This window comes from Enterocloster bolteae, from assembly GCF_002234575.2.
GTDB lineage: Bacteria > Bacillota > Clostridia > Lachnospirales > Lachnospiraceae > Enterocloster > Enterocloster bolteae.
Genome location: NZ_CP022464.2, coordinates 5,170,128 through 5,193,253 on the forward strand (window position 1 = coordinate 5,170,128; position 23,126 = coordinate 5,193,253).

Annotated in this window: 19 protein-coding genes and 1 pseudogene; 2 read left to right on the top strand and 18 right to left on the bottom strand. The window is 43.6% G+C overall.

Features of this window, described 5'->3' with window-relative positions; translation table 11 throughout:
• Window positions 1-142: 142 nt before the first annotated feature.
• The 10 genes from CGC65_RS23785 to CGC65_RS23830 form a co-directional block, all read right to left on the bottom strand.
• A complete protein-coding gene (locus tag CGC65_RS23785; RefSeq protein WP_002568795.1) occupies window positions 143-1,468 on the bottom strand; it encodes an MATE family efflux transporter in 1,326 nt (441 codons plus the stop codon).
• A 137-nt stretch (window positions 1,469-1,605) separates the two neighbouring features.
• Window positions 1,606-3,012 (bottom strand): glycoside hydrolase family 1 protein, encoded by a 1,407-nt coding sequence (locus CGC65_RS23790; protein ID WP_002568796.1) that lies wholly within the window; start codon window positions 3,010-3,012, stop codon window positions 1,606-1,608.
• The gene (locus tag CGC65_RS23795; RefSeq protein WP_002568797.1) at window positions 3,002-4,042 is read right to left on the bottom strand and encodes an aldo/keto reductase; all 1,041 of its coding nucleotides are present in this window, start codon (window positions 4,040-4,042) and stop codon (window positions 3,002-3,004) included. The genes CGC65_RS23790 and CGC65_RS23795 overlap by 11 nt, the downstream gene beginning before the upstream one ends.
• 44 nt (window positions 4,043-4,086) lie before the next feature.
• A complete protein-coding gene (locus CGC65_RS23800; RefSeq protein ID WP_007038694.1) occupies window positions 4,087-5,001 on the bottom strand; it encodes a hypothetical protein in 915 nt (304 codons plus the stop codon).
• Window positions 4,992-6,032 carry a nuclear transport factor 2 family protein gene (locus CGC65_RS23805; RefSeq protein WP_002568799.1) on the bottom strand — a complete coding sequence of 347 codons (1,041 nt, stop codon included), beginning with the start codon at window positions 6,030-6,032 and terminating at the stop codon, window positions 4,992-4,994. Before CGC65_RS23805 ends, CGC65_RS23800 begins: the two co-directional genes overlap by 10 nt.
• 16 nt (window positions 6,033-6,048) lie before the next feature.
• The gene (locus CGC65_RS23810; RefSeq protein ID WP_002568800.1) at window positions 6,049-6,861 is read right to left on the bottom strand and encodes an MBL fold metallo-hydrolase; all 813 of its coding nucleotides are present in this window, start codon (window positions 6,859-6,861) and stop codon (window positions 6,049-6,051) included.
• 22 nt (window positions 6,862-6,883) lie between these two features.
• Window positions 6,884-8,161: a PTS sugar transporter subunit IIC gene (locus CGC65_RS23815; protein WP_002568801.1), complete on the bottom strand. Its 1,278-nt coding sequence runs from the start codon at window positions 8,159-8,161 to the stop codon at window positions 6,884-6,886.
• A 12-nt stretch (window positions 8,162-8,173) separates the two neighbouring features.
• On the bottom strand, window positions 8,174-8,494 hold the full coding sequence (locus CGC65_RS23820) for a PTS sugar transporter subunit IIB (protein ID WP_002568802.1): 321 nt from the start codon (window positions 8,492-8,494) through the stop codon (window positions 8,174-8,176).
• Window positions 8,495-8,498: 4 nt separating this feature from the next.
• Window positions 8,499-8,804 (bottom strand): PTS sugar transporter subunit IIA, encoded by a 306-nt coding sequence (locus tag CGC65_RS23825; RefSeq protein ID WP_002568803.1) that lies wholly within the window; start codon window positions 8,802-8,804, stop codon window positions 8,499-8,501.
• 113 nt (window positions 8,805-8,917) lie between these two features.
• Window positions 8,918-10,195, bottom strand: coding sequence for a PTS sugar transporter subunit IIC (locus CGC65_RS23830; protein WP_002568804.1), 1,278 nt, complete (start codon window positions 10,193-10,195; stop codon window positions 8,918-8,920).
• 224 nt (window positions 10,196-10,419) lie between these two features.
• Between CGC65_RS23830 and CGC65_RS23835 the strand changes: the two genes are divergently transcribed.
• The gene (locus CGC65_RS23835) at window positions 10,420-12,342 is read left to right on the top strand and encodes a BglG family transcription antiterminator (protein WP_002568805.1); all 1,923 of its coding nucleotides are present in this window, start codon (window positions 10,420-10,422) and stop codon (window positions 12,340-12,342) included.
• Window positions 12,343-12,781: 439 nt separating this feature from the next.
• On the opposite strand, the gene CGC65_RS23840 is transcribed toward CGC65_RS23835, so the two are convergent.
• The 3 genes from CGC65_RS23840 to pduB all read right to left on the bottom strand — a co-directional run bounded on the left by CGC65_RS23840 (window position 12,782) and on the right by pduB (window position 14,746).
• Window positions 12,782-12,976 (bottom strand): hypothetical protein, encoded by a 195-nt coding sequence (locus CGC65_RS23840; RefSeq protein ID WP_002568806.1) that lies wholly within the window; start codon window positions 12,974-12,976, stop codon window positions 12,782-12,784.
• Window positions 12,977-13,303 (bottom strand): PIN domain-containing protein, encoded by a 327-nt coding sequence (locus CGC65_RS23845; protein WP_227126591.1) that lies wholly within the window; start codon window positions 13,301-13,303, stop codon window positions 12,977-12,979.
• Window positions 13,304-14,053: 750 nt separating this feature from the next.
• Window positions 14,054-14,746, bottom strand: coding sequence for a propanediol utilization microcompartment protein PduB (gene pduB, locus CGC65_RS23850; protein WP_002568808.1), 693 nt, complete (start codon window positions 14,744-14,746; stop codon window positions 14,054-14,056).
• Between the two features lie 143 nt (window positions 14,747-14,889).
• Between pduB and CGC65_RS32820 the strand changes: the two are divergent.
• A pseudogene (locus CGC65_RS32820) lies at window positions 14,890-15,030 on the top strand (IS91 family transposase); the annotation flags it as partial.
• A 296-nt stretch (window positions 15,031-15,326) separates the two neighbouring features.
• Here the strand turns inward: CGC65_RS32820 and CGC65_RS23860 are convergent.
• From CGC65_RS23860 to CGC65_RS23885, 5 genes are all read right to left on the bottom strand, one after another.
• Window positions 15,327-16,328: an AraC family transcriptional regulator gene (locus CGC65_RS23860; RefSeq protein WP_002568809.1), complete on the bottom strand. Its 1,002-nt coding sequence runs from the start codon at window positions 16,326-16,328 to the stop codon at window positions 15,327-15,329.
• 17 nt (window positions 16,329-16,345) lie between these two features.
• Window positions 16,346-17,668 (bottom strand): PocR ligand-binding domain-containing protein, encoded by a 1,323-nt coding sequence (locus CGC65_RS23865; protein ID WP_007038684.1) that lies wholly within the window; start codon window positions 17,666-17,668, stop codon window positions 16,346-16,348.
• A 132-nt stretch (window positions 17,669-17,800) separates the two neighbouring features.
• Entirely contained in the window at window positions 17,801-20,308 is a 2,508-nt protein-coding gene (locus tag CGC65_RS23870; protein WP_002568811.1) for a glycyl radical protein, read from the bottom strand.
• A gap of 343 nt (window positions 20,309-20,651) precedes the next feature.
• The gene (locus CGC65_RS23880; RefSeq protein WP_002568812.1) at window positions 20,652-21,698 is read right to left on the bottom strand and encodes a helix-turn-helix domain-containing protein; all 1,047 of its coding nucleotides are present in this window, start codon (window positions 21,696-21,698) and stop codon (window positions 20,652-20,654) included.
• Between the two features lie 2 nt (window positions 21,699-21,700).
• Window positions 21,701-23,032, bottom strand: a complete 1,332-nt coding sequence (locus CGC65_RS23885; RefSeq protein ID WP_002568813.1) for a PocR ligand-binding domain-containing protein — start codon at window positions 23,030-23,032, stop codon at window positions 21,701-21,703.
• Window positions 23,033-23,126 lie beyond the last annotated feature (94 nt).

The following is a 23,126-nucleotide window of genomic DNA, read 5'->3' on the forward strand; positions in this document are numbered from 1 at the left end:
AAAAATTCCTCTCCTTTTTATTTTTCCTTGAGAGAAACTGCCCTCCCAAGTCATAAACCATGTCACAATACAGAACGCAAGTTTCATGCCAAAACAATTTGGCACAATATTTCTGACACATATTCTGGCACATTATATAAACCTATATTACCTTTACGCATCTCCATTTCCCGCTCTTATACCGTATGGAAAACGCTATGGTTCTGGCAAACCAGTCCATTCCCATTGCGGCCCATACTCCTGCTACTCCCATCCTAAATATGATTCCAAACAATACTGCCGTCCCAAGCCGGAAGACCACCATAGAGCCGATTCCTATGTACATAGTAATTTTCACATCACCCGCAGCCCTTAGGCTGTTGGCAAGTACAAATGATGTCGGATGAAGCAGGAATGCCAGCACGTTATGAAGAGTAATCAGCAAAACACTGATTCTGCAGGTTTCTTCCGACAACTCATAAAAGCCAAGAATAAATGGAAGAATGACTATTACAATGCCGCCCATACCACCAATTAACACATAGGTGATTTTCATAAACTTTTTTGTATAATAAGTAGCCTGGTCATATTCTCCTGCTCCAATACACTGTCCCACCACCGGTATAATTGCCAGATTCATGGCATTTGTTGCGATTGAGGCAATCTGATCTATACTTCCGGCCACTCCATTGGCCGCAATCTGGGTGGTTCCAAACAGTGCAACGATACTGGTCACAAGTACTCTTCCCAATGCGAACAGACCGTTTTCCACCCCATTGGGAACCGCTATTTTCAGAACCCGCACCGCTATTCCCTGATTCCAGGAAACCAGATTCTTCCAGGTGATGCAAATTTCATACTTTGATTGCATAGACAAAATCAGCATAATAATTGCCGCCACCACCCTTGACAGAAGCGTTGGGACAGCCACACCTGCTACTCCTGCATGAAAAATAAATATCCCAACTGCATTTCCAGCCACATTTATAACATTCATCAAAAATGATACATACATGATTATTTTTGTTCTGTTCATAGAACGGAACAATGCTGATGATGAATTATAGATTCCTAAAAAGGGAAAGGAACATGATGTAATGAGCAGATAATCCTGCGCCGCCCTCATAACCTCTGCTTCTACGCCTCCAAACAGTGCGCCTAATATCTCCCTACAAAATAAAAGACACAATGCCGTAATTCCCACAGATATTAAAAATGCGATTGAAAAAAGCTGGGAGGCCGTCCGGTTGGCATTCTCTCGCTCTTCGCTTCCAAGATATTGGGATACTACCACGGCACCACCCGTGGCCACCGCTGACAGTACTGTGATAATCAGGTAATTCACCATATCCACAAGGGCCACTCCGGATATACCTGCTTCTCCTGCATAGGAAATCATGACTGTGTCAGCAATTCCCACCAGCATAAGTAAAATCTGCTCCACAATTAGAGGCGCAATCAGTTTTTGTAAATCTTTATTTGAAAACATAGTCTCCCCTTGTCCGTTTCATCTAAAACAAATGCTTCCTGCTCAATAATCAAGCAAGAATGATGCCACTTTTGGCAAAAAAAGACCGCTGTCCCAAGCTCCCTCTCTTGACACAACAGTCTTCCTTCTGATTCCTGTTAATCCAAAATCGCTCCATTTGTGATAATCACCTGGTGATACCAGTAAAAACTGTCCTTTTTGATTCTTCCCATATCTTTTAAGTCCGCCTCATCCCGGTTGACATAGACAAACCCATACCTCTTTCCGTATCCCTGATGTGTGCTGACTAAATCCATGAAGGACCACGGACAGTATCCGATTAAATCCACTCCGTCTGTAATGGCAAGCTGCGCCTGTTTAAAATGGCGTTCCAGATACACAATCCTGTATGGATCATGTACTGTTCCATCTTCATTTAATACGTCCGACGCGCCAAGTCCGTTCTCCGTAATAAGAAGTGGAAGCTGGTACCGGTCATAGATACGCCTGAGTGTGACACGCAGCCCGACAGAATCCACCATCCAGCCGTATTCGGTCTTTTCTAAGTAAGGGTTATCTCCGGCGCGGTAAACCCCCTCTTCCCCAATCATGACCTGCTGGTCCCCATTTCTGGGCTGGCAGTCCATTCCATCGTTTTTGCTGGCGCTGACAGTAGCGGTAGCATAATAGTTGACGCCAAGAAAATCCGGTTTTGCTTTTTTGAGGATTTCCATATCCCCATCCTCCATCACAGGAGTGAATCCCTTTTCTGCCAGGTAAGACCATGCCAGTGAATTATATCTCCCATATACAGCCATATCCAGATACATCCAGCAGCGGATGCTCTCCCAGTTATCTGCCGCAATCACATCCGCAGGATTGCATTTTTCCGGATAGACTGCGGTAATGTTCGGAGCCGGACCGATTTTACCGCCTTCACACATCTTATGGCACAGCAGGGTTGCCTTCGCCCCCGCCAGGAACATATGGTGGCACTGCTGATACAGTTCTTTTTTGGAAGGAATTCTTCCGGGATTCATGGCATTGGGATGGTTAATCATCACATTCTGCTCATTAATGGTCAGCCAATATTTTACCCGGTCTCCAAAGTTCTCAAATAAAATCTTTGCGTACCGCTCAAACGCATCAATTGTTTTTCGATTTCCCCATCCGCCCTTTTTATGCAGTTTTAGCGGCAGATCAAAATGATACATGGTTACGACCGGAACAATATCATATGAAACCAGCTCGTTAATCAGGTCATTGTAGAACTTAATTCCTTCCGCATTCACGTCACCATCCCCGTCCGGAATAACCCTGGTCCATGCAATGGAAAAGCGGTATGCCTTCATTCCCAGATCAGCCATCAGCTTCACATCTTCCCTCATGTGATGGTAATGGTCGCTTGCAGCCTTAAAATCCGTAATTCCCTCCGGTGTTTCATAGATATCCTGGACGGACATGCCCTTTCCGTCCTCATTATATGCGCCTTCTATCTGGTATGCCGAGGTGGAAGCCCCCCAGAGGAAATGCTCAGGAAACCCTTTAAGTGTTTTATAATACATAATCCTCCTTCACAGACCACACATGTTCTTTGCCGCTTGCCTCCCGGGTATTCTGCGCCATGACCCCCACCAGTCTGTGAGGAACATAGGCCTCCTCCAAATATTCTGTCTCCCCGGATGTAAGATTGAAATCCACTGCCTTCACCGCGTTTTCCATGTGATGGATTTTCGTCATTCCGACCACAGGTGCTGTCACCTTTTCCAAAAGCCAGGCCAGGGCAACCTCTGTCATGGAAACACCGTATTTATCAGCCAATTCCACAACACGCCCTATGACAACCTGATCCTGCCGAGCGGTACCATCGTACTTAAGCCTTGCATAGCTGTCTTCTTCCAGACGCTTTGAAATCTCGCCCGGCCTCTTTGACAGCCGGCCTCCCGCCAGCGCACTGTACGGTGTAAGCGCTATGTTCTCCTCACGGCAGTAAGGTATCATTTCCCGCTCCTCCTCACGGAACATGAGGTTATAATGCCCCTGGACGGATATAAATTTTGCAAATCCTTCCTTTTCCGCCAATGCGTTGGCTTTGGCAAGCTGCCATGCGTAGCAGTTGGAGATTCCGATATACCGCGCCTTACCGGCTTTCACCATGCGGTCTAATCCGTCCATAATTTCATAGAGCGGGGTCTGGTAATCCCACATATGGTATATATACAAATCCACATAGTCCATACCGAGATTTTTAAGGCTGCGGTTCAACATCCGCTCAATATGCTCCTGCCCGCTGATTCCCTTCTCCGCCTCCTCTTTTGTCCGGGGTGTGAATTTGGTGGCCACCACCACCTCTTCACGCCCCGCAAAATCCCTGAGCGCACGCCCTACATACTGTTCGCTGGTCCCCCCCTGGTATCCGACTGCCGTGTCGTAGAAATTCACCCCCTGCTCCAGGCCGTGCTTTATGATTTCACGGGAACGTCCCTCATCCAGGGTCCAGCTGTGCTGCCCTTTCCCCGGATCTCCGAATCCCATACATCCCATGCAGATGCGTGAAACCGTCAAATCAGAGCATCCAAGTTTTGTGTATTTCATATACGTCTCCTCTCCTGCAGGCATCCCAGCTTTTTTCTTCCAAATCACAACATCAGAAACTTTGGACTATATTCCGCCTGATTGGACTTGGCTGTGAAGATTACTTTCCCAATTTTCCAACCGTCCTTATCCCTGTGGAACTCCACATCAATTATTTCATCATAAAACTGCATATAAATAGTATTGGCTCCATAATGCTTTGTTCCCGGACGTCCCGGGCTTAAATGCCAGCATGTGATTTTCTTATGGAACGGGTCAATATCTGACTCATCCACAATATGTATGCTGTACAGATTCTGTTCATAAAAATCCTTTTCAAATCGCAGATATCGGTCAACATCGAAAACACCATCTTTTTTATATATACTGCTGTCAATTCCGGATTTGATGATTTCAACATCTCTACTGCAAAGCTTCTGAAACAACGCCCTATCCATATGATCAACGGACCAAAAAAACCGATTTACCAAATCCCTTAAACCGCGTGTCTCTCCACCCAGCCTTAAAGCATCCGCAGAAATCAAATGCGTATTCTTTGTCTCTTCATAGAATTTCCAAATCCCGTTCATTGCCCAGGTATTCCCATATTCATAGCCCAGTTCAAATTTAATATTCGTAATCCTGTTATTACAAATATCAAAATACAATTTTCCTCCATAAATAAGCGGAAACAACTGTCTGCCCTGATAAACCCCGGTCATATGGTGCATATAACACCACACTATGTCATGTCCGTCCGCTTCCCTATGTATCAAATTGGTAATGACCATATTGCTGATATTATGTTCCTTTGGCAGTTGCAGGGCTGATTTAATTTCTTCTATTCCCCTATGGGTTCCAGCCAATGTAGATTCCAGTACAATATCGTCATTGACCAGCTCCTTGCAATTATCCCAATTTCCCAATTCGTAACAGATTAAAAAATCCGACATTACGTTCCTGTAGTTCTTCACAAGCATCCTCCAAAGTATTCATGAAATTCCAGACAATCATCCTCGGCTTGGGTAAATATAGTGGGGATTGGGTTCACATTATATTTAAACATGTTCCACTGGTTTGTATATCTATCAAATTTAGCATATACTGTATGAATTGCCGTTGTGCAGATACAATGCACGTTATCCCGATTCATAACACGGTTTTTCAGCCGGTGGTCCTCTCCTCTTGGCATATAAGCAACCGCCATATCCTCTTTGAACAGGATTCTGCCCATGCGGCAGGAATGCATCATTTTGGCCTCCTTGTGAAATTTTGACCTTAGGAAATCACTTACCTGGCGGTAACCAACGAGATCAGCCGTATCCGGCTTATCTGACCAGAGTACCCCTTCCTCAAATCTGGCGGCAATATAAAAGTTATCCGTTGTAAACTCAGTCATGAACTTATAGTCATTATGGTCAAACGCATAAGCGTATTTATACAATAATTCAAATATCTTTTCTTCATTGCCCTGTGGTTCATCGTCAACAGGAATCACCTTCCACGGATTATCAATGTCCGGATTAATCATTGGTTCATGTCCGCAGTAGGCACTCTCATCCATTAATGTCCATCTGTCTTTCACAAATATAGTATTGCCCTTTGCGTAACACAGATCAAATCGGATTTCCGAAAATTTCCATACCCCATCCTCTTTCACCAAACGGTTCGCATATTCTCCCCCAAACAGAAAGGGGAACACATTCACGCCATCATCCTTTGCCTCTATGCATTGGATATATGCTGTCTGAACAGCATTTTCCCCTCTGCTTCTGGCCACAAAGTTCAGTATCTGCGCTTTCCTGATATCCATTGGGATTCCAGGCCACATAAGCGCCCTGCAGATATTCTCAATTCCTTTGTGGTATCCTGCCGTACTAAAGTGGATTTCACAGCCCTCTGTAAGTACCTGGCGCACATTCGTAAAATCCCTGTCCCGGATCATTTGGATAAGCAATACAAACTGCTGGTGTATCTGTCTTCTGTTTTCTCCCGTATAAAATCCTTCCATAAGCCGCGGCTATTCCTCATCTTTCGCTGATTCTTTTTAATTTGACCGGCTCCCCCGGAGCAACAATCCGAACTCTGCCGGGATTAATGACATTCTCTAATAAATCCATGGGATTTGCATTACATGCTGTAATATCAGGCCGGTTCACCGATCCCCAATGAATCAGCACCAGTTCCGAATTCGGGTACGCCGCTGCCAGTTTGTACGCGCCGTCCAATGTGATATGCCATTCGTTATCTGAAAAGTCAAACAATATCATGTCAGGCTCAGGCAGGCGAAGCTGTTCATCCATCAACTTTGAGTCACCGACATCCCAGAAGGTGCCGTCGGGCGTGTCTATGTAAAAACCACAGTAATCCTCCGGCACATAAAGCCGTTTATTCTTATATCTCTTATCCTGATTTTGCCAGCAATGATCCGCCGGAGTCACCAAAATATGCATTGGACCAATTGTAAACCGTCCGCCGATGTCATGCCCAATTCCGTTTATCCCGTCACCCTGCATCTCAGACGCGACATACTGAGTCGTATGGAATTCCTTACATCTATCATGTACTGCCAGACAAGTTGGTAGACTATAGTGATCCCGGTCTATATGCGTGACCAATATACCATCTAAATATGGGATTTGTTCAACCGTTATTGGAAAATCAATCAACATCGGCATTTTTGCATCTTTTAACATAGGGTCAATCATTATACATGTGCCATGACAGTTCACCATGGCCGCCCCAACCCCCATCCACCGGATAACAGTATCATTACTTGCAGAAAATGCTTCTTTCCCAAAAAACTGGGTATTGGGTGCTCTTCTAATACCGGGCTCCATTTTTCCTCTCCTTTTCCAATGTCTATTCTGATATCATCTGTTCTGCCTGTTTTTCTTTTTCAACCAACTGGTTATCATAGCCTTTAACAAATGGGTAATAAATAAGTATGCCCACAGCCATTGCTGCCAGCTGCATGATAATTGCGCGCAGTGGTGTTGAACTTGATAATGCAACATTCAATATAGGCGGCGTTGTCCAGGGAAGCACAACACCTGTAAATTGCCCTACCATTCCCGATACGATGCCTGCATAATATATGGTATATGTAGTAATGGTGCTTAATATCATGGGAATCAGCATCATCGGATTTAACATCATGGGAAAACCAAACAGAATCGGTTCACCAATACAGAACACCGCGGGAACTATGCCTAATCCGGCCACACTTTTCAACTGTTTGGATTTACAAAAAATCAATGCTATTAAACAAGGCAAAAGCAGGTTGGCACCGCCGCCAAATTTAGCACTTTGCATAAATGAATACTCAATTACATTTGGCAGTGTCTTCCCTAAATTCCATGCTTCCAGATTGGCAGCGCTTGCTGTTAATGCCAGCGGCTGGATAAACGCTGAAATAGTTGAAGCATGTAGGCCTGGCCACATTACCAGAGCTCCCAGGCAGCTGATAAATACAAAACCGCCAAATGATAATCCAATTCCCTGAAGCGGAATCTGAATCGTTGAGTAAAAAAAGGTTTGGAAGCTGGAATATCCCAGCAAAGTAAAGAAGTAATTGATAACGCTTGCCGCAATACATATGATGCAGGCAGGAAGCAGAATCGTAAACCCTTCTTCCACAAATTTAGGGACAGAATTAGGCATTCGAATCCTAACATTCCTGTCAATCAGCGCCTTGACACTCTTTGGCACTAAGATACCTACAAATAGGGCCAATATCATTCCTCTCATGCCCAAAGCGCTTGAGGCAATATTTCCATCTGTAACTTCAGATAAAATCAGAAAGACAGCAACGGTCAGGGCAGTACATGAAATATACTCCTTTACTTCTATTTTTTTACAATACAGCTGCGCAAGCGCAATCAACATCAGTAATGTAAAGCCTCCTGAAGTAAAGGATGTGATTTTCTGACATACAGGTATTAATCCCGGAATGGATTTCACAATCCCCTGCCAGGGCCCCACATCCAAACTGGAAATCAATGTTGCAAACGAACCAACAATCAAAATAGGCAGTGTTGCCTGTAAAGATTCAGAAATTGCCTGCATAAACGTAACATTTTGAAGCTTTGCCCCAAACGGAGTCAGAATCCGTTCTATTCTATTTGCAAATTTTTCCACGTAACCCTCTCCTTAACCTTTATTGTATTCCTCAATTCTGGCCTTCGCATCCGAATAAATCCTATCACCATTAAGCATGCCATAAGCCTGCGTATCAATAACTGTAAACGGTACCCCCTTATCCGCATACTCTTTTTCAAGCGCGGCCTTCTGAAACCGGATCTGTGGTCCGAGAAGAATAACATCCGCACCATCAATGACATCCCTTATACGCGAAAAGCTGTAGGCATTGACAATGGCCTCCTCGCCCCTTTTGGCTGCAGCCGTTTTTATCCGCTCCGCCAACATCCCGGTGCTTGCACCAAACTGGCATAGTAATACGATATTCAGCATCCTCTTATCTCCTTTTCTTTAAAATTGAAATCATCTGCCTTGCCAAATCCTTGGTAACCTCAGCGTTGGACAGATGAGTTGCCGCGTGTACAATCAAAAAATTCATAGGTACAGGATCGTCTCCGGCAGCTCTTTTCAGAATTTCCATATGTGCCTCATGGGCAAGCAGATATGCTTTTTCACTCTCCTGCATCAGCCGCTCCGCTGCTTCAAAATCATCATCCCCGGCAGCTTCAATTGCCGCTAAAGAAGCGCTTCTGCTTTCTCCTGCATTGGCAACAATCGTACAAACTATTATATCCCAATCCATATTCTGTCACCTCCTTTCCGCTGTTTCTATACTCACCATTATATCAGGCGGCCTTATTACTTCTACATTTACAATTGCACGCCCCGGTGCATTTTTCAGAATAATACTTTTTATTATTTTTCCGCCTCCATCTCTTTCAAAACTGTATTCCTGTCATACGCTTTCACAAACGGAAGCCAAATAATAATATCAATCAAAATGATAACAACATTAAGGACAGCCGCCCGCACCGGTGTGGAATTTGCTAACAGCGGATACAGAACCGGAGGGGTTGTCCATGGCAGTACAACTCCTGTGGAGCGCCCAATCAATCCTGTCACTATGGCTGTGTAAGTGAGCACCTGATTCACGATAATACTGAGAATCATTGGCAAATAAAGAAGCGGATTCAACATAACCGGAGCGCCAAAGAGCACGGGCTCGCCAATACCGAAGACGGCAGGTATGACTGCAAGACGGCCTACACTTTTTAACTGCTTACTTCTGCACACAAATGCCATGAGAACAGCCGGAATCAAAAGGCATCCTGCCATTCCCGGAAGGGTCAGATTGAAAAATTCCTGGGTGATAATATTAGGGATTTCCTGATCCGCGGTGTAAGCCGCCAAATTTTCAGCGCTGGCAGCAATAAGCAGAGGGGTGACAAGATTGCCAATGGTCCCCGCATGCAGTCCGCACCACATGATTGTAGCTGCCAGAATGCAAATAATAATATGTCCTCCCAGTGATAACCCGATATTTGAGACTGGCGTTTGAATCACACTATATATAATACTGTGCAGACATCCCAAAGAACTATGTTCCAAAATCGTATCCAAAACACCGGAAAAAGCCAAAAGGATAAGACCTGGTATTAAAATCTTAAAGCTGTCCTCCACAAATTTCGGAACAACATTTGGCATACGGATACATATTTTCTTTCTAATCATAAGCTGCATCAGCCTGGGTACCATGGCGCCAATCATTAACGCGCTAAATAATCCGCTTGTCCCCAGCCACTCCACCGGGACACCATTCCAATCACAAGGCGTTACCATCATGAAAACAGCGGCTGCAATGGGGATACATGCAACACTTTCCTTCATATTCAATTTCGATGCATAAATATATGTCAGGATAATTACAACATAGAGTGAAAATAATCCAAGGGTTATCAGCTGCAGCTTCCCGCAGATGTCGACCAGGTACGGAACTCCTGTTACAATACTCTGCCAGGGTCCAACATCAAGATATGCAACCAAACAGCCAAATGATCCAATTAAAATAATGGGCATGACCGCCTGCATGGTCTCACTTATCGCTGCAATAAACTGGACTGACATCAGCTTTGCTGAAACAGGTGTCATGACATCTGATATTTTATCTGTAACTTTTTCCAAAACCCTACCCATTTTTCTCCTCCGTTTTCGCTTTTGCTATCTGTTTTTAACTTTATTATATCCGGCGCCTTTATGATTTCTATATTCACCGTTGCACTCCCCGGTGCATTTTCTGATAATGTACTTATTGGCCCACATTTGCTATAATCCTAATATGGAGAATGATGGGGAATGTCTTAATCATTACATCAGCATTTAAAAGTATTATAATTATGATGAGGACGAGGTATGAAGGTATGGACAAACGATTAGAGTTACTGGAATACTTATTTGCACAAAAAAGAAATGTATCCAACCGCGAGCTGCAAACTGCTCTCGGAATTTCGAAAAGAACAGTTATTAACTATGTCAAAGATTTGAATTCCCTTGCCCCTAATATAATACATTCTTCCAATCAGGGTTACTTCTGTCCAAACCCATCTGCTATCCAGGGAACCATTGCTAAGCTTCAATCGACACAATTATTTGATACTTATTCAAAACGAAGGGACTATCTGTTCAAAGAACTATTACTGAAAGCCACCCATCCGTCATTTGAAGAGCTGGCAGAACAAATGTACATTTCCACTGTCACTCTTAACAACGAACTGGTGCGTCTTAGAAATGAATTAAAAGAACACAGCCTTTATTTAAAAACGAAAAACAACCGGCTGTTTATAATTGGACAAGACCGGGATAAACGAAGATTCACCATGCTGCTTTTAAATCAGGAGCTTCGGCAATCACATTTCAAACTTGAAAATATGCAGAAGTTTTTTCAGAATGTAACAATTAATGATATATCAGACATGGTCCGGCAGACATTGAGAAATCACTCCTATTTTCTGGATGATTTTTCCTTTTTAAATTATGTCCTGCATCTTGCCATCTGCATAGAGACAACTCTATCCCGCCGGGAGGTTCCTGATACGATAAACAGCGTGATGGATAACTATTCATTTACGCCGCATATATTAGAAATAGTAAAAGATATCCATAAAAATCTAACGGATATCTATCATACAGATATTTCTTTTACACAAGTACTGGATGCTTCTGTTCTCATGACGACCAGAATCCGTTCTGTTAACTTAAGCAGTCTAAACTTTGAACAAATACATACCATCCTTCCGGCTCAGGTATGCGGGATACTGTTCAAAATAATAACAGCTGTTCACAGTATTTACGGCATTGATCTTAAAGCGGATAACTTTATGGTGCGATTTGCCTTTCACCTGAAAAATCTTATGGACAGGGCTGCAAATTCCCTTGTTGTACCGGAAAACTACTTTATTACAATAAAGGATGACTACCCTTTCCTGTATGTGATTGCGGAATATATTGCTTCCATCATAGGCCAGGAAATACATGCTGCATTGCCAGAAAATGAAATTTCATATATAGCTCTTCATTTGGGCGTTTTGATGGAAGAAAAAAATAATGCCGCAACAAAAATCAACTGTGTCATGGTATTATATGATTACTATAACATGGGAGTCACCATTTTTGAACATATCAAACAAATGGCTGCTCCCATCAATCTTTACGGTATTGTTACTTCCTATGAGCAGATTCAGAATTTATCTTCGGTTGACCTAATTATTACCACACTGCCCGAAGAGTCTGATTTAGGCATTCCTACAATCAAGATACACTTGCTTCCCACAAGGCAGGACTATGAGTCCATTCTTTTAAAAGCCACTGAACTGACCCAGAATATCCACCACAGGGAACTGGCCCGTCAGATTCAACAGCTTTTTAAAAAAGAGCTATTCTTTCCGCACACAAACTTTTTATCGCGGGAAGAAGTGATACAGTTCCTATGTGAGAGGATGGAAGCGTCGAATTATGTTGATAAAGCTTTCCATCAGGAAATCCTCTATCATGAACAGGTGGCCCCCAGCGCTTACCGGAATGTTGCGCTTCCGCATCCATTAACCGCAGATGAATCGCTTACGCGTGTATCCTCCATTGCTGTTGCCATTAATGACCATCCCATCCCCTGGGATACAAATCAGGTGGATTTTATATTCCTGTTATCCTTACGCGGTGAAGACCGGCAGCTTTTTAAAGATGTGTTTACAATTATTTCTTCTTTTCTTCAATCTGACTCCAATTGCCGGCTTTTAAAAAGCTGTGACAGCTTTGATACATTTGTTAATCTAATTATCTCAGCGTGATTATCAATTTATTATAATATGGATCACCAAACAATAAAAAGGGAAATGATTCCATCTCCACATAATAGGCAGTCTGCAGGCACAGCCTCATGTCTTTAGAATATATGGCTACCACCCTTATGTCTAAAGCCTTTTCTTTTCCTTTATTCTTACTTCTACGTCTCTCACATGAGAAAACAAAATAAAATACCCCGGAAGAGTCATCTTCCGGGGCTTGGCATCTATTTCTCACGCCCTAAAAAACACCCATTTTCAGGCCGCAAATCCACTCATTTTTTCTCAAAAGCCACTACATCTTGTGGTTTCATCCGTCATTTCTCTCCAAAACCACAATTCGGCATCTAAACCACCGTAGCTTAATGTGTTGCTACGGTGGAATAGATGCCACTTGTTTATATTTCATCTATACTCTCTCTGCAAATGTATATCCATAAATATATTATCTTTTTAATATTGCATCAATCTCGTCCAGACTAATATCTGGTCTCTCATATTTTTCTTCTGTATAGTCTCCGTAACCAAGATCAAATTGCTTGATAAATTTGACCATTCCTACTGGCCCCAGTGCTTCTCTTAGGACCTTCATCCCGGCATTTCTTACATCGGCTGGATTATTCAAATCAACATTTAACATTTAAAACACCTCCCAGGCAAACTGTAGTGGATTCTGCACTTTAACTTTTAGCTCTAATTTTGAGGCCATGTTGCTCATTTTGTCATCTGTTGTAAGCAACACATCTGCATTCGCACTCTCCGCTGCAGCTATATGCAAACTGTCAAATGTGCGGATCTTTGATATCTTCATTATATCCTCTGATCGTTTTTTTATCTCATCTGTATAGGCTACGTGCATATGTGTAACCTGATATAGCTCTTTAACTTTTCGCTTTTTTGTCTCATCGCCCATACGTTCCATCTCTAATTCCAGCATCTCGCTTCCGACAATTTCATATACGTTCAATTGCCCTCGTTTCAATATAGTAAGGATTGCTTCACTTTCCAGATGAATACGTTCCTGCGTCTGATCATCAAACGGCCGATTGTAACAACAATTATCCAAATATATTCTCATACATCATACCTTTCTGCTAATCATATTATAAACCATTTTACCGGGATAAACAATCTTTTTATAATAACGGGATAGCAGTCAGCTCTGAAATGTGCCTTTACAGGAAATTTTGTCATGTCATGCTTTTTTGCCTAATTCCATTTCCTGAAAAAATCTCTTAAAATCTTCCAGTTTTGTATAAGCGTAATAAAAGACTGTTCCAAATGATTTCTGGCTCCCACGATAATCCAATGCAGTCTGGTCTTCACTACTGAATTTTATACTGAGTACCATCTTCCCGCTGTATTCTTCGTAATCAGTTTTTATTTACAAGAATCATCCTCTGCTTCCTGCCAGCTTTCTGGGGCAAGCCGGGCTTCATGGTACCGCTTCCCTTTGGTCCCTCTTAGGATCTGGAAAAATCCAGACATAAAAATATACCTCATCCCCACAGCCCATGGATTATCGGCTGTGGGGATCCATTAACGCAAAAAATCTAGGGAGCGTTCTTCCGCTCCGCAGATCTAAGTATCGCTAATAATCAAATTTTCTCATAATGGTCCACATCAATGACAATAACAGGTGAATCTCCCACATCAACCATTATAGGCATGGCCACATAATTAACCATGGTAATCTTTTATTTTCTTGCAAAAACTTCTAAATCCACGGATTTCCCAGAGAATGAGGTTCTTCGCCCAAAGAACCAAGAAGTTGTTTACCCGCATGAATCGCTGTCCGCAGCGCCTGTCGCACCGCTGCAGATTCCCCTGTGAAACACAGCACCACCTCATTAGCAAAGCAATTGTCAAGAGGGTGATGATAACCGATCACAGTCACCGGGGCAGACTTCACCGCCAGATCCGATACGAGGCATCCTATGGCGGCCGGCCCGCAGCATATGATTCCAAACGCCTTGCCTTCCACCGCTCCCAGCGTCTTGACACAGCACTGCCCCGCCCTCGCAGTATAGCTAAAGGAAAGATGACCTGCGTCATTTACATAAACTTCGCCGAACTGTTTCGGCAGCTGTTCCAGAGCGATCTCTACCGCATGCCTTGCATCCGATACATCGTTGGCTCCAATATAGAACAGGGTACCGCATCCAGCTCCGCCCTTGCTGTCCCTGGATGCCTCCATGGAGATCAGCTCCACATCAGCCGCCTTTACAGCCTCATCCACAGCAATCACCTGCGGCCCTACCGCCACGCGGCCTCCAAAGATGCCAATAGAACGGTATTCTCCCAGCTTCATAAATGGTGCAAGGGAAGGATCGATTCCGGGAATCACCAGACCGATCGTATCTCCTATTGCAGTACCTACAAATTCTGTTATCTGGCTATGGTCTGTCATATGGTTTCTCCTGTTCTTTCATTTAACATATCCTTATTATACCATAGCTATTTCTTCTTCTATATGCAAAATCAAAACCATAAACCTGTAAAATCCATTCGAGTCTGTGTTGGACATGTTTGGTGATAATATCTTTATCCTACAACTGTGGCACTAATATTCTCTTTTTAGAACTATACTTTTGCCATAAACCGATTCCTTTGCATGAATTATACGAAATAGCCATGCGTAACTACCGCTGTCGTTCTCCCGCTTCTGTACTTCCGCATCCTTCGTTCTCATGATACAATCAATGTATCTGATATGATATGGAGCCAGTTCGAGCTAATGTATTACAGAAGAAGATGAGGAGGACTTTTGAGATGTAGATTACTTTTTAAATGAATTTGATGATATTGAAAATGACAATTTCGGTGAAGAAGGACTCTATATCTTCTAAATCCAAATTATTTACTTTCTATACCAGCTTTTTTAACGGGCTATTTTCATATTTTTAATCAAAAATAAATACTTTCCCATAAAGAGAAAAGCGGCCTTCTATGCATTACACAGAGCAGACCGCATTTACATCAAACAGATTTCATTTTTTTATTTTATTCTTATATTCCTTCACAGTCATATTCTCATATTTTTTAAATACTCTGCTGAAATAGCTGCTTTCGCTGTATCCAAGACGGAAGGCAACCTCCCCGATACTGTCCTCTGTGAAATAAAAATATCCCTTCGCAAGATGCATCTTTTTCATATGAAGATACTCTGTAACGCTCACATGGAACTGTGACCGGAATATCCTGCTTAAATATCCCTGGCTGACTGCACAGTTCTCAATAATCTTATTGAGCGTAATCTCTTCTTTAATATGCTGATCAATATACAGAAAAATATTGTCAAGAAGAGGATACCGTTTCATACTGCTCTGCTGGAACAAATAATCGACCACGCGGAACAGCCACAACTCAGATGTTTTCTTCTCTAAAATCAAACTCTTATTGATGGGAAACAGTTCAATTATGGTATTCTTTTCATCATATAAATTCTGCGTGTCCGTCAGCTGCTGCCCTATGTAAGAAAATGCTTTCACCAGCCGGTCCGGCTCAGGGCCGGCATTTTCATAAATACAGTCTATAATCCCCGGAAGTCTTTGGTAGAACATCTGAAAGTCCCTTTCTTTCAGTATCTCCACCAACTCCTCCACCTGTTTATTTGAGGTATCTTCCTTCTCTGTTTTATAGTTTCTAAAGATTGTATTCAGATTTTTGGCCATAACCGGTTTTTCAATCATTGCCTTTACCGTCCCCGGAACAATGCTCTCAATCAGGCCGGCCGAAGTGCAGACTGTCATTCCATAGATCACCGTATCAGGGCAAAACTGGCGGATGAGCCGACCTGTTTCCGCGCCTGATATTCCCGGCAGCTGCATTTCCACAAAAACAAGATCAACTGCGCATGACCTGCATACCTTGACAGCCTTCTCTCCGGTTGTCACCTTATCAACAATCTCAAACTGTTCATATCCGGCAATCATTGCTTCAAGCGCTTCCTGTGAAAGCATATCGTTGTCAACAATCAAAATTCTGTACATAATTTTGAAATCCCTTCTTACTTATACTCCGGAAAGATAATTTCGCATCTACAGCCTTTGTTTTTGTTAATCTCAACTGTAATAGTATACTCATCTCCAAACAACTGAGCCAGCTTTCTCTTTGCGCACTCCATTCCCAGCTGAATATAATATCCCTCATGATTATTTTTGTATGGTTCAAATCTGATTTTAAGCTCCTCATTACTGAAACCGCTGCCTGTATTGATGATCTCCAAAACAAAGTTACCCTGTTTCAGATAACCGTTCAAGCTGATCGATCCGCCCTCCGGGCTCAGCATGACGCCGTGATAGAAGGCATTTTGGACAAAAGGAAACAGCACGCCTGCCGGCAGCTTCATCATCTGCATTTCCCGCGGAAAATGAAGGGTATAGTTAAACTGAGAACCTAACCGTATTTTCTGAAATTTAAGGTATTGTTCTACATATTCCAGTTCGCCTGCAAAATGAACAAAGGTGCCCTTGTCCGCAATCCCATATTTGACATGGCTGATAAACAGATCCGCCAGCTCAGTGGTTCTCTCCGCCTGTTCCACGGTTCCCAGGTTCTGCAGGGCAATCAGCATATTCAGGTAGCTGTATGGATTGGACTGTGCTTCCAGCTCATGGAAACGCACCTCCAGCTCAGCTTTTTCTTTTAAATGCTTCTGGTTTGTCTCCTGGATTTTCTTAATGCGCTTTTTCAGCATATCCTCCTGATAATACTGGTTGGCCCTGTTTTCACTGAGCTGTGTGATCACCAGACTTACCAGATTTGCCATATCCAGTATCTTTTCATATGAATATACCGGTAGTTCTTCAAATCTCTGCCTTGATTCCTCCCGCAGCCGTCTGAAACGTTCTGTCTCAACAGTCGGTTCTATTTGCCTAACTGTCTCCGGGGCGTCCTCGCAGCGGAACTGGCCGCCCAAAAAACCGCCCAGGTAATTGCCCTCCACCACAATCGGAATCGCCATCTCAATCAAACCGCATGGGCAGAAATAAATATGGGTTTTCTTTGTGACTGCGGCCTGAATGGACCCCATGGCATCCGAAGTCCGGCAATTCTGGCGCAGTTCCTTATCCTCCCTGAATTTTCTGCAAAAATCAGAGAAAAAAGTCATGTCTGTGACCGGTTCCCCTTTATAATCAACTGTAACAAACGCAAGTCCGGTCGCCTTCGACAGACTCTCCTGTATATGTTCCAGCTTGTCTCTTCCAAAGAGACGGATTATATCTATGGAACCAATTCCGCGGCTGGTCTCCCCTGTGTCCCTTTCTTCCTGGTCAGTGGATGCAAGCGGGCCTGTATCTTCGAATATCCTGTCGAGTTCTTCCATCATTTTTCCTCTTCAATGATTATATAAATTATTTTACTCTTGTTTTCCATGAAATACAATCTATTTTGTTCTCAAAAAGACCGGTCTGCATTACAGTCCGGTCTTTTTGGTATGATAGCTTTTTAGGGTTAACGTTTAAAGGGCCTGTTCTGTACGGCTGATGATATCATCCTGTACTTCTTTAGCAAGAACCGTAAACTGCGCACTGTATCCAGCCACACGCACCACAAGGTCTTTATACAGTTCTGGATGCGCCTGTGCATCCAACAGAATATTCTTGTCAATTACATTGAACTGAATATGCATACCTTTATGGTCAAAGTAGGAACGCACCACTGCTGAAAAACGCTTGAGACCTTCATCGCCTGCCAGGGCAGATGGAAGGAACTTCTGGTTATACAATGTACCATTGGAGTAGTTCTCATGATCCAGCTTTGCAACCGACATAGCTGCCGCAGTCGGACCGTTTGTGTCCTTGCCCTGTCTTGGCGATACACCGTCCGCCAACGGCTGTTTTGCAAGACGTCCGTCAGGCAGAGCTCCAACATCCTTTCCAAACAATACATTAGCCGATACAGGATAGCATCCTGCCTGGTATACTCCGCCTCTTGGGTTTTTATATTTTTCCACTTCACGTGAGTAGATCTGGCCACATCGTCTGGCAAGCAGATCCACATCATCCACATCATTTCCGTACCATGTGGTGTTCTCCATAATGCGTTTGATCCTCGCGTATTCCCCGTCCCCTGCATTCGCGGTCTGCGATGCAGAAAGCTGTGACTGAAGGGCTGATACGTCAATGGAACCGTTACTGCTGAGAATCCGTTTTACAGCCTCGTAAATCCTGGCCTCATCGTCGGAAGCGGTCTCACAGCAGCCGCAGCCGAAATTGTGATCCAGCGCATCCTTTAATTGAGCCATGGTAAGTTCTTTATTCTCAAAGACATGCGTCTGCATCGCATAAATGGAGTCACCGCAGTCAGCAACACCGAACGCCTGAGGTCCTGTAAAATTATAGACAGCCCCACCATGCTGCAGGCTGAGTCCCTTGCCAATACAGTCATCGACCAGACCGGAAAGGAATGGAAGCGGAGTTCTCTCTGTATGCGCATAATCCACGCTGTTACAGGCTTCTACTACGTGATGTACAAAGTACTGGATCTGTTTCTCAAATGCGCGCCACACATCCTCAATACTCTTGAACGACGTAACATCTCCCGTATCCGGCCCCACCTGGTGTCCGTTGTTCTTTCCGCCATTTAATGTAAGCTCCAGTATTTTCGCCACATTTACAAAGGCCGAATCATGCCAGCCGTCCGTCTTGTGCGGGCTCTGCGGCTCCACACAGCCGATCATGCCGTAATTTCTCGCATCCGCCAGGGATACACCGCGGTTGCAGAGGGCGGGTATAATTGTCTCATCATTATACATGGCCGGCACGCCGGTTCCCAGGCGTACCACCTCACATGCTCTGTACAGAAACTCCTCCGGAGTATTCTGGTGAACACGGATCGAGAAGGAGGGCTGCGGAAGCTGCACATGGGCTGCCGCCACCATACACATGTAGGAGACATCGTTAGTTGCGTCCAGTCCATCGCCGGTCTGACCGCCGACAATCAGGTTCTGGAATCCGCCGTAACCGGCAAATGCCTGTGCGGATACTTCATCTCTGATTTTGCTGAGTCCGTTGAATTTTACCCATAAACAGTCCAGAAGCTCCTGTGCAAATTCCTCTGAAATATTATGATCCATTTTCAGATATGGATACATATACTGGTCAAATCTTCCCGGGGAGATCGAATGTCCACTGGATTCTATCTGGATCAGAATCTGTGTAAACCAGAATGCCTGACATGCTTCATAAAAATTAGTCGCCCCATGCTCTGGAACCCTGTCACATACCTGAGCAATACGAAGTAATTCTGCCTTCCTGACCGCGCAACTGCATGAAGCCGCCATCTCCCTGGCTTTAACCGCATATCTGCGGGCAAACTGAATGGATGCGTTGTAGCAAATAATCATCGATTCATAAAAGGTTCTCTTTTTTACATAATCAGGATCATTCTGATCCAGTTTCTCCATTGTCTCCACAATCAGTTTAATCAGACCGGAAAATCCAAGCTCCAGAACTTTCCCATAATCCGCGGACACATGTCCTATTCCGCCGTAAAAATAGTTGCCCACCGTAAACACACCGTTGGAAATAGCTTCTTTTGTAGCCTCCGACATATACGCGGATGCCAAATCACTGGTTGTCTTACCTTTCCAGTATTTGAAAGCCTCCTTTAACTCACTTTTTGCAGCTTCGCTGATCTTAAAAGGATCGGCGCTTCTCTTATCCATGGTATCGAACTCTTTTTCCACCCATTCGAACGAAAACTCCGGATAGATCTGGGCGGAGCGGAGATTTTTAGTAATTACACCCACAACCAGCTCGTCATCTCTAATTACGATGGGAAGATGGTTTAAGATTCTCTCCAGCGCTTTTGCGCGCCTTATAAGGATAGGCATCCCTTCCGTTTCGCGGTACGATTCTGTGACCAGTACGGCACGCTCCGACTCAACTTCCGGTACAGCAGCCACAAACGCTTTCTTTAAGCGCTTTATTCGTTCAGTTGGTTCTGTAAAGCCTTTTGCTATCATTTAACATCCTCCTTATATATTATTTTTCTACCACCATCATACCCTAATTTCTATAAAAAACCGATTCAATATATAAGCTAAAAAATCTCACAATACAGACTTCTTTCAAATAAAAAAAATTAATTCCCCGGCTTATACATGTCATTTTAGACACCACATGTATAAGCCGGGGACATTTTTGATAAAACAGGACAATCCAAACCTGCATCCACGCAGAACATGCCCTGGAGATACCCAGGGCATGTTCAAGGTTAACTCATTACCAACCAACTGGTCGAGCTCCAGATGAAAAGAAACTCTCACAGAATCCGGATATCTGGCGCATGTCATAATCAGAACCCGATTAGCGATTCCCGCAACGGCCAGTTTCCGTTTTTTTTCCAGGAGAACTTTGACGAATTTTGTTCTTGTATTGCTTAACCGTCATATTTTCAAACTTTTTAAACACTTTACTGAAATAGCTGCTTTCATTGTATCCGAGACGGAACGCAACTTCCGCAATACTGTCCTCGGTAAAGTAAAAATATCCCTTGGCCAGATGCAGTTTTTTCATATGAAGATACTCTGTAACACTGACCTGAAACTGCTCCCTGAAAATCCGGCTCAGATATCCCTGGCTGATGGCGCAGTTCTCAATAATACTGTTAAGCGTGATATCTTCTTTTATATGTTTCTCTATATAAATAAAAATATTCTCCAACAGCGGATAACGGCCGATACTGTTTTGCTGGAACAGAAAATCCATCACCCTGAAAAGCCAAAGCTCGGATGTTTTCCGGTCCAGAATCAACACCTCGTTAATAGGAAACAGCTCTGATATATTCCCGCTGTCGCCATACATGCTTCTGGTATCCAAAAGGTTTTGTCCCAGATAAGTGAATAGCTTAATAAGCCGGACTGAATCCTCCCCGGCAATCCCATAGATCTCATCGATGACTCCGGCAATCCCGCCGTAAAAATCTCCGAAATTTTTGTTTCTGAGATATGAAGCAAGCGTCTCAAGCTGGTTCTGCACAGAATCTTCGTGCTCTGTCTTATAGTTCTCCAGGATCTTTTTCAGAAAGTTGTATGTAATCGGTTTTTCCAGAAAATCCTTTACCTGGCTGTGAGCTGCGCTGCGGATCAGAATATTGGCAGCATGGGCAGAAAGGATATATATATTAATCTCCGGATTTGACTGGTGAATAATCCTGCTGGCTTCCAGGCCGGTCATTCCCGGCATCAGCATATCCATGAATACAATATCGATCACGTCCTCTTTACAAGCCCGCACCGCCCCCTCGCCGGTTCCCGTCATATGAACCACCTTGAACGCACTGTCCTTCGCAATCATTATATTCAGCGCTTCGCGCATAAGTATATCATCATCAGCTATCAAAACCCTGTACATGATTACTCAGTCCTTTCTTCATAATGTTCAGGCCATAGTAAAATAGTTTTTGATCCCTTGTTTCTGTAGCTTTCTGAGATTATGCTGTACTCCTCTCCAAACAGGCGCTTCATTTTTTCCCTGGCGTATTCCATGCCCATTTTGATGTAATATCCTTCGTGTTTGTCTTTGTATGTTTCATACTTGATATCCAGCTCAGCTTCCGTCAACCCCGGACCGGTATCATTAATTTCCAGCACTACATTACCGTTGCGCACGTAACCCGTTACAGTGATCTGTCCGCCTTCTTTTTTCAGCATCACGCCATTATAAAAAGCATTTTGGATAAAGGGCATCAATACGTCGGAGGGCATCTTCTGCATATGCAGGTTTTTCGGTACCTGAATCGAATATTCCAGCCGGTCTCCCGTCTTTTTTTTCTGAAACAGCAGATACTGTTCCGCATGTTCAAGCTCTCCGGAGATGTGCACGAAGGTACTCTTTTCCATGTATTTATACTTTATATAATCAATGAAAGAGCTCAGCAGTTCGTTTGTTCTGGGCGCGTCCTCTATAATTGTCAAATTAAGCAGCGATGTCAGCATGTCCAGAAGTTCATACTGGTTGCCGCGCATTTCCAGCTCCTGTACTCTCTTGTTCTTCTGTACAATCTCCTTGGCGTAACCATGGTTTACCGTCTGTATCTTTTTAATACGCTTTTTTAAAATATCTTCCTGGAGATGCTGGCTGATCTCGTTCTCACTTAACTGATTGATAACCAGAAAAACAAGATTGGCTATGTCCAGAAATTTTTCATATGAATAAACAGGAATTTCATCGAGCAACGATTTGTATTGGACCACCGCTTCATCCGCTTTTGCCGCGTGCATCACGGACGATAACCGGCTCACCGAATCGGGTGCGTCATTACATTGGATTTGACCGCCGATAAACCCGCCCAGATAATGACCGCGCACGATAATTGGTATCGCAACCTCCAAAAGTCCGCATGGGCAGAAGTATACGTTTGTTTTCTGTGTAACCGCTGCCTGGATGGATCCGAACGCATCGGATGATTTGCACCGTTCCATTGCCACCGGATTGTTCCGGACCTTTTCACAGTATCGTGAAAAGGATGTAGCAGATGTAATGGGATCCCCCTTAAAATCCACGGTTATAAAAGCCAGCCCGGTTGCTTTGGAAAGGCTCTCCTGAATGGTCTCCAGTTTCTCTTTTCCGAACAGATGAATGATATCCAGTTCGTTGATACGGTCCTCTTCATTTATGCTTAGATATTCATCCAATGCATCTGGTTCCACTTCATCCATGTGCATCATCTTGTGATATTCCGCCATCTGATTATCCCTCTCTTTACTGCCTGTCACTGCTATTTTATCACTTTTATTTCTTTATAACAATCATCTTTCAATGCAGAGGGTTGGATTGGAA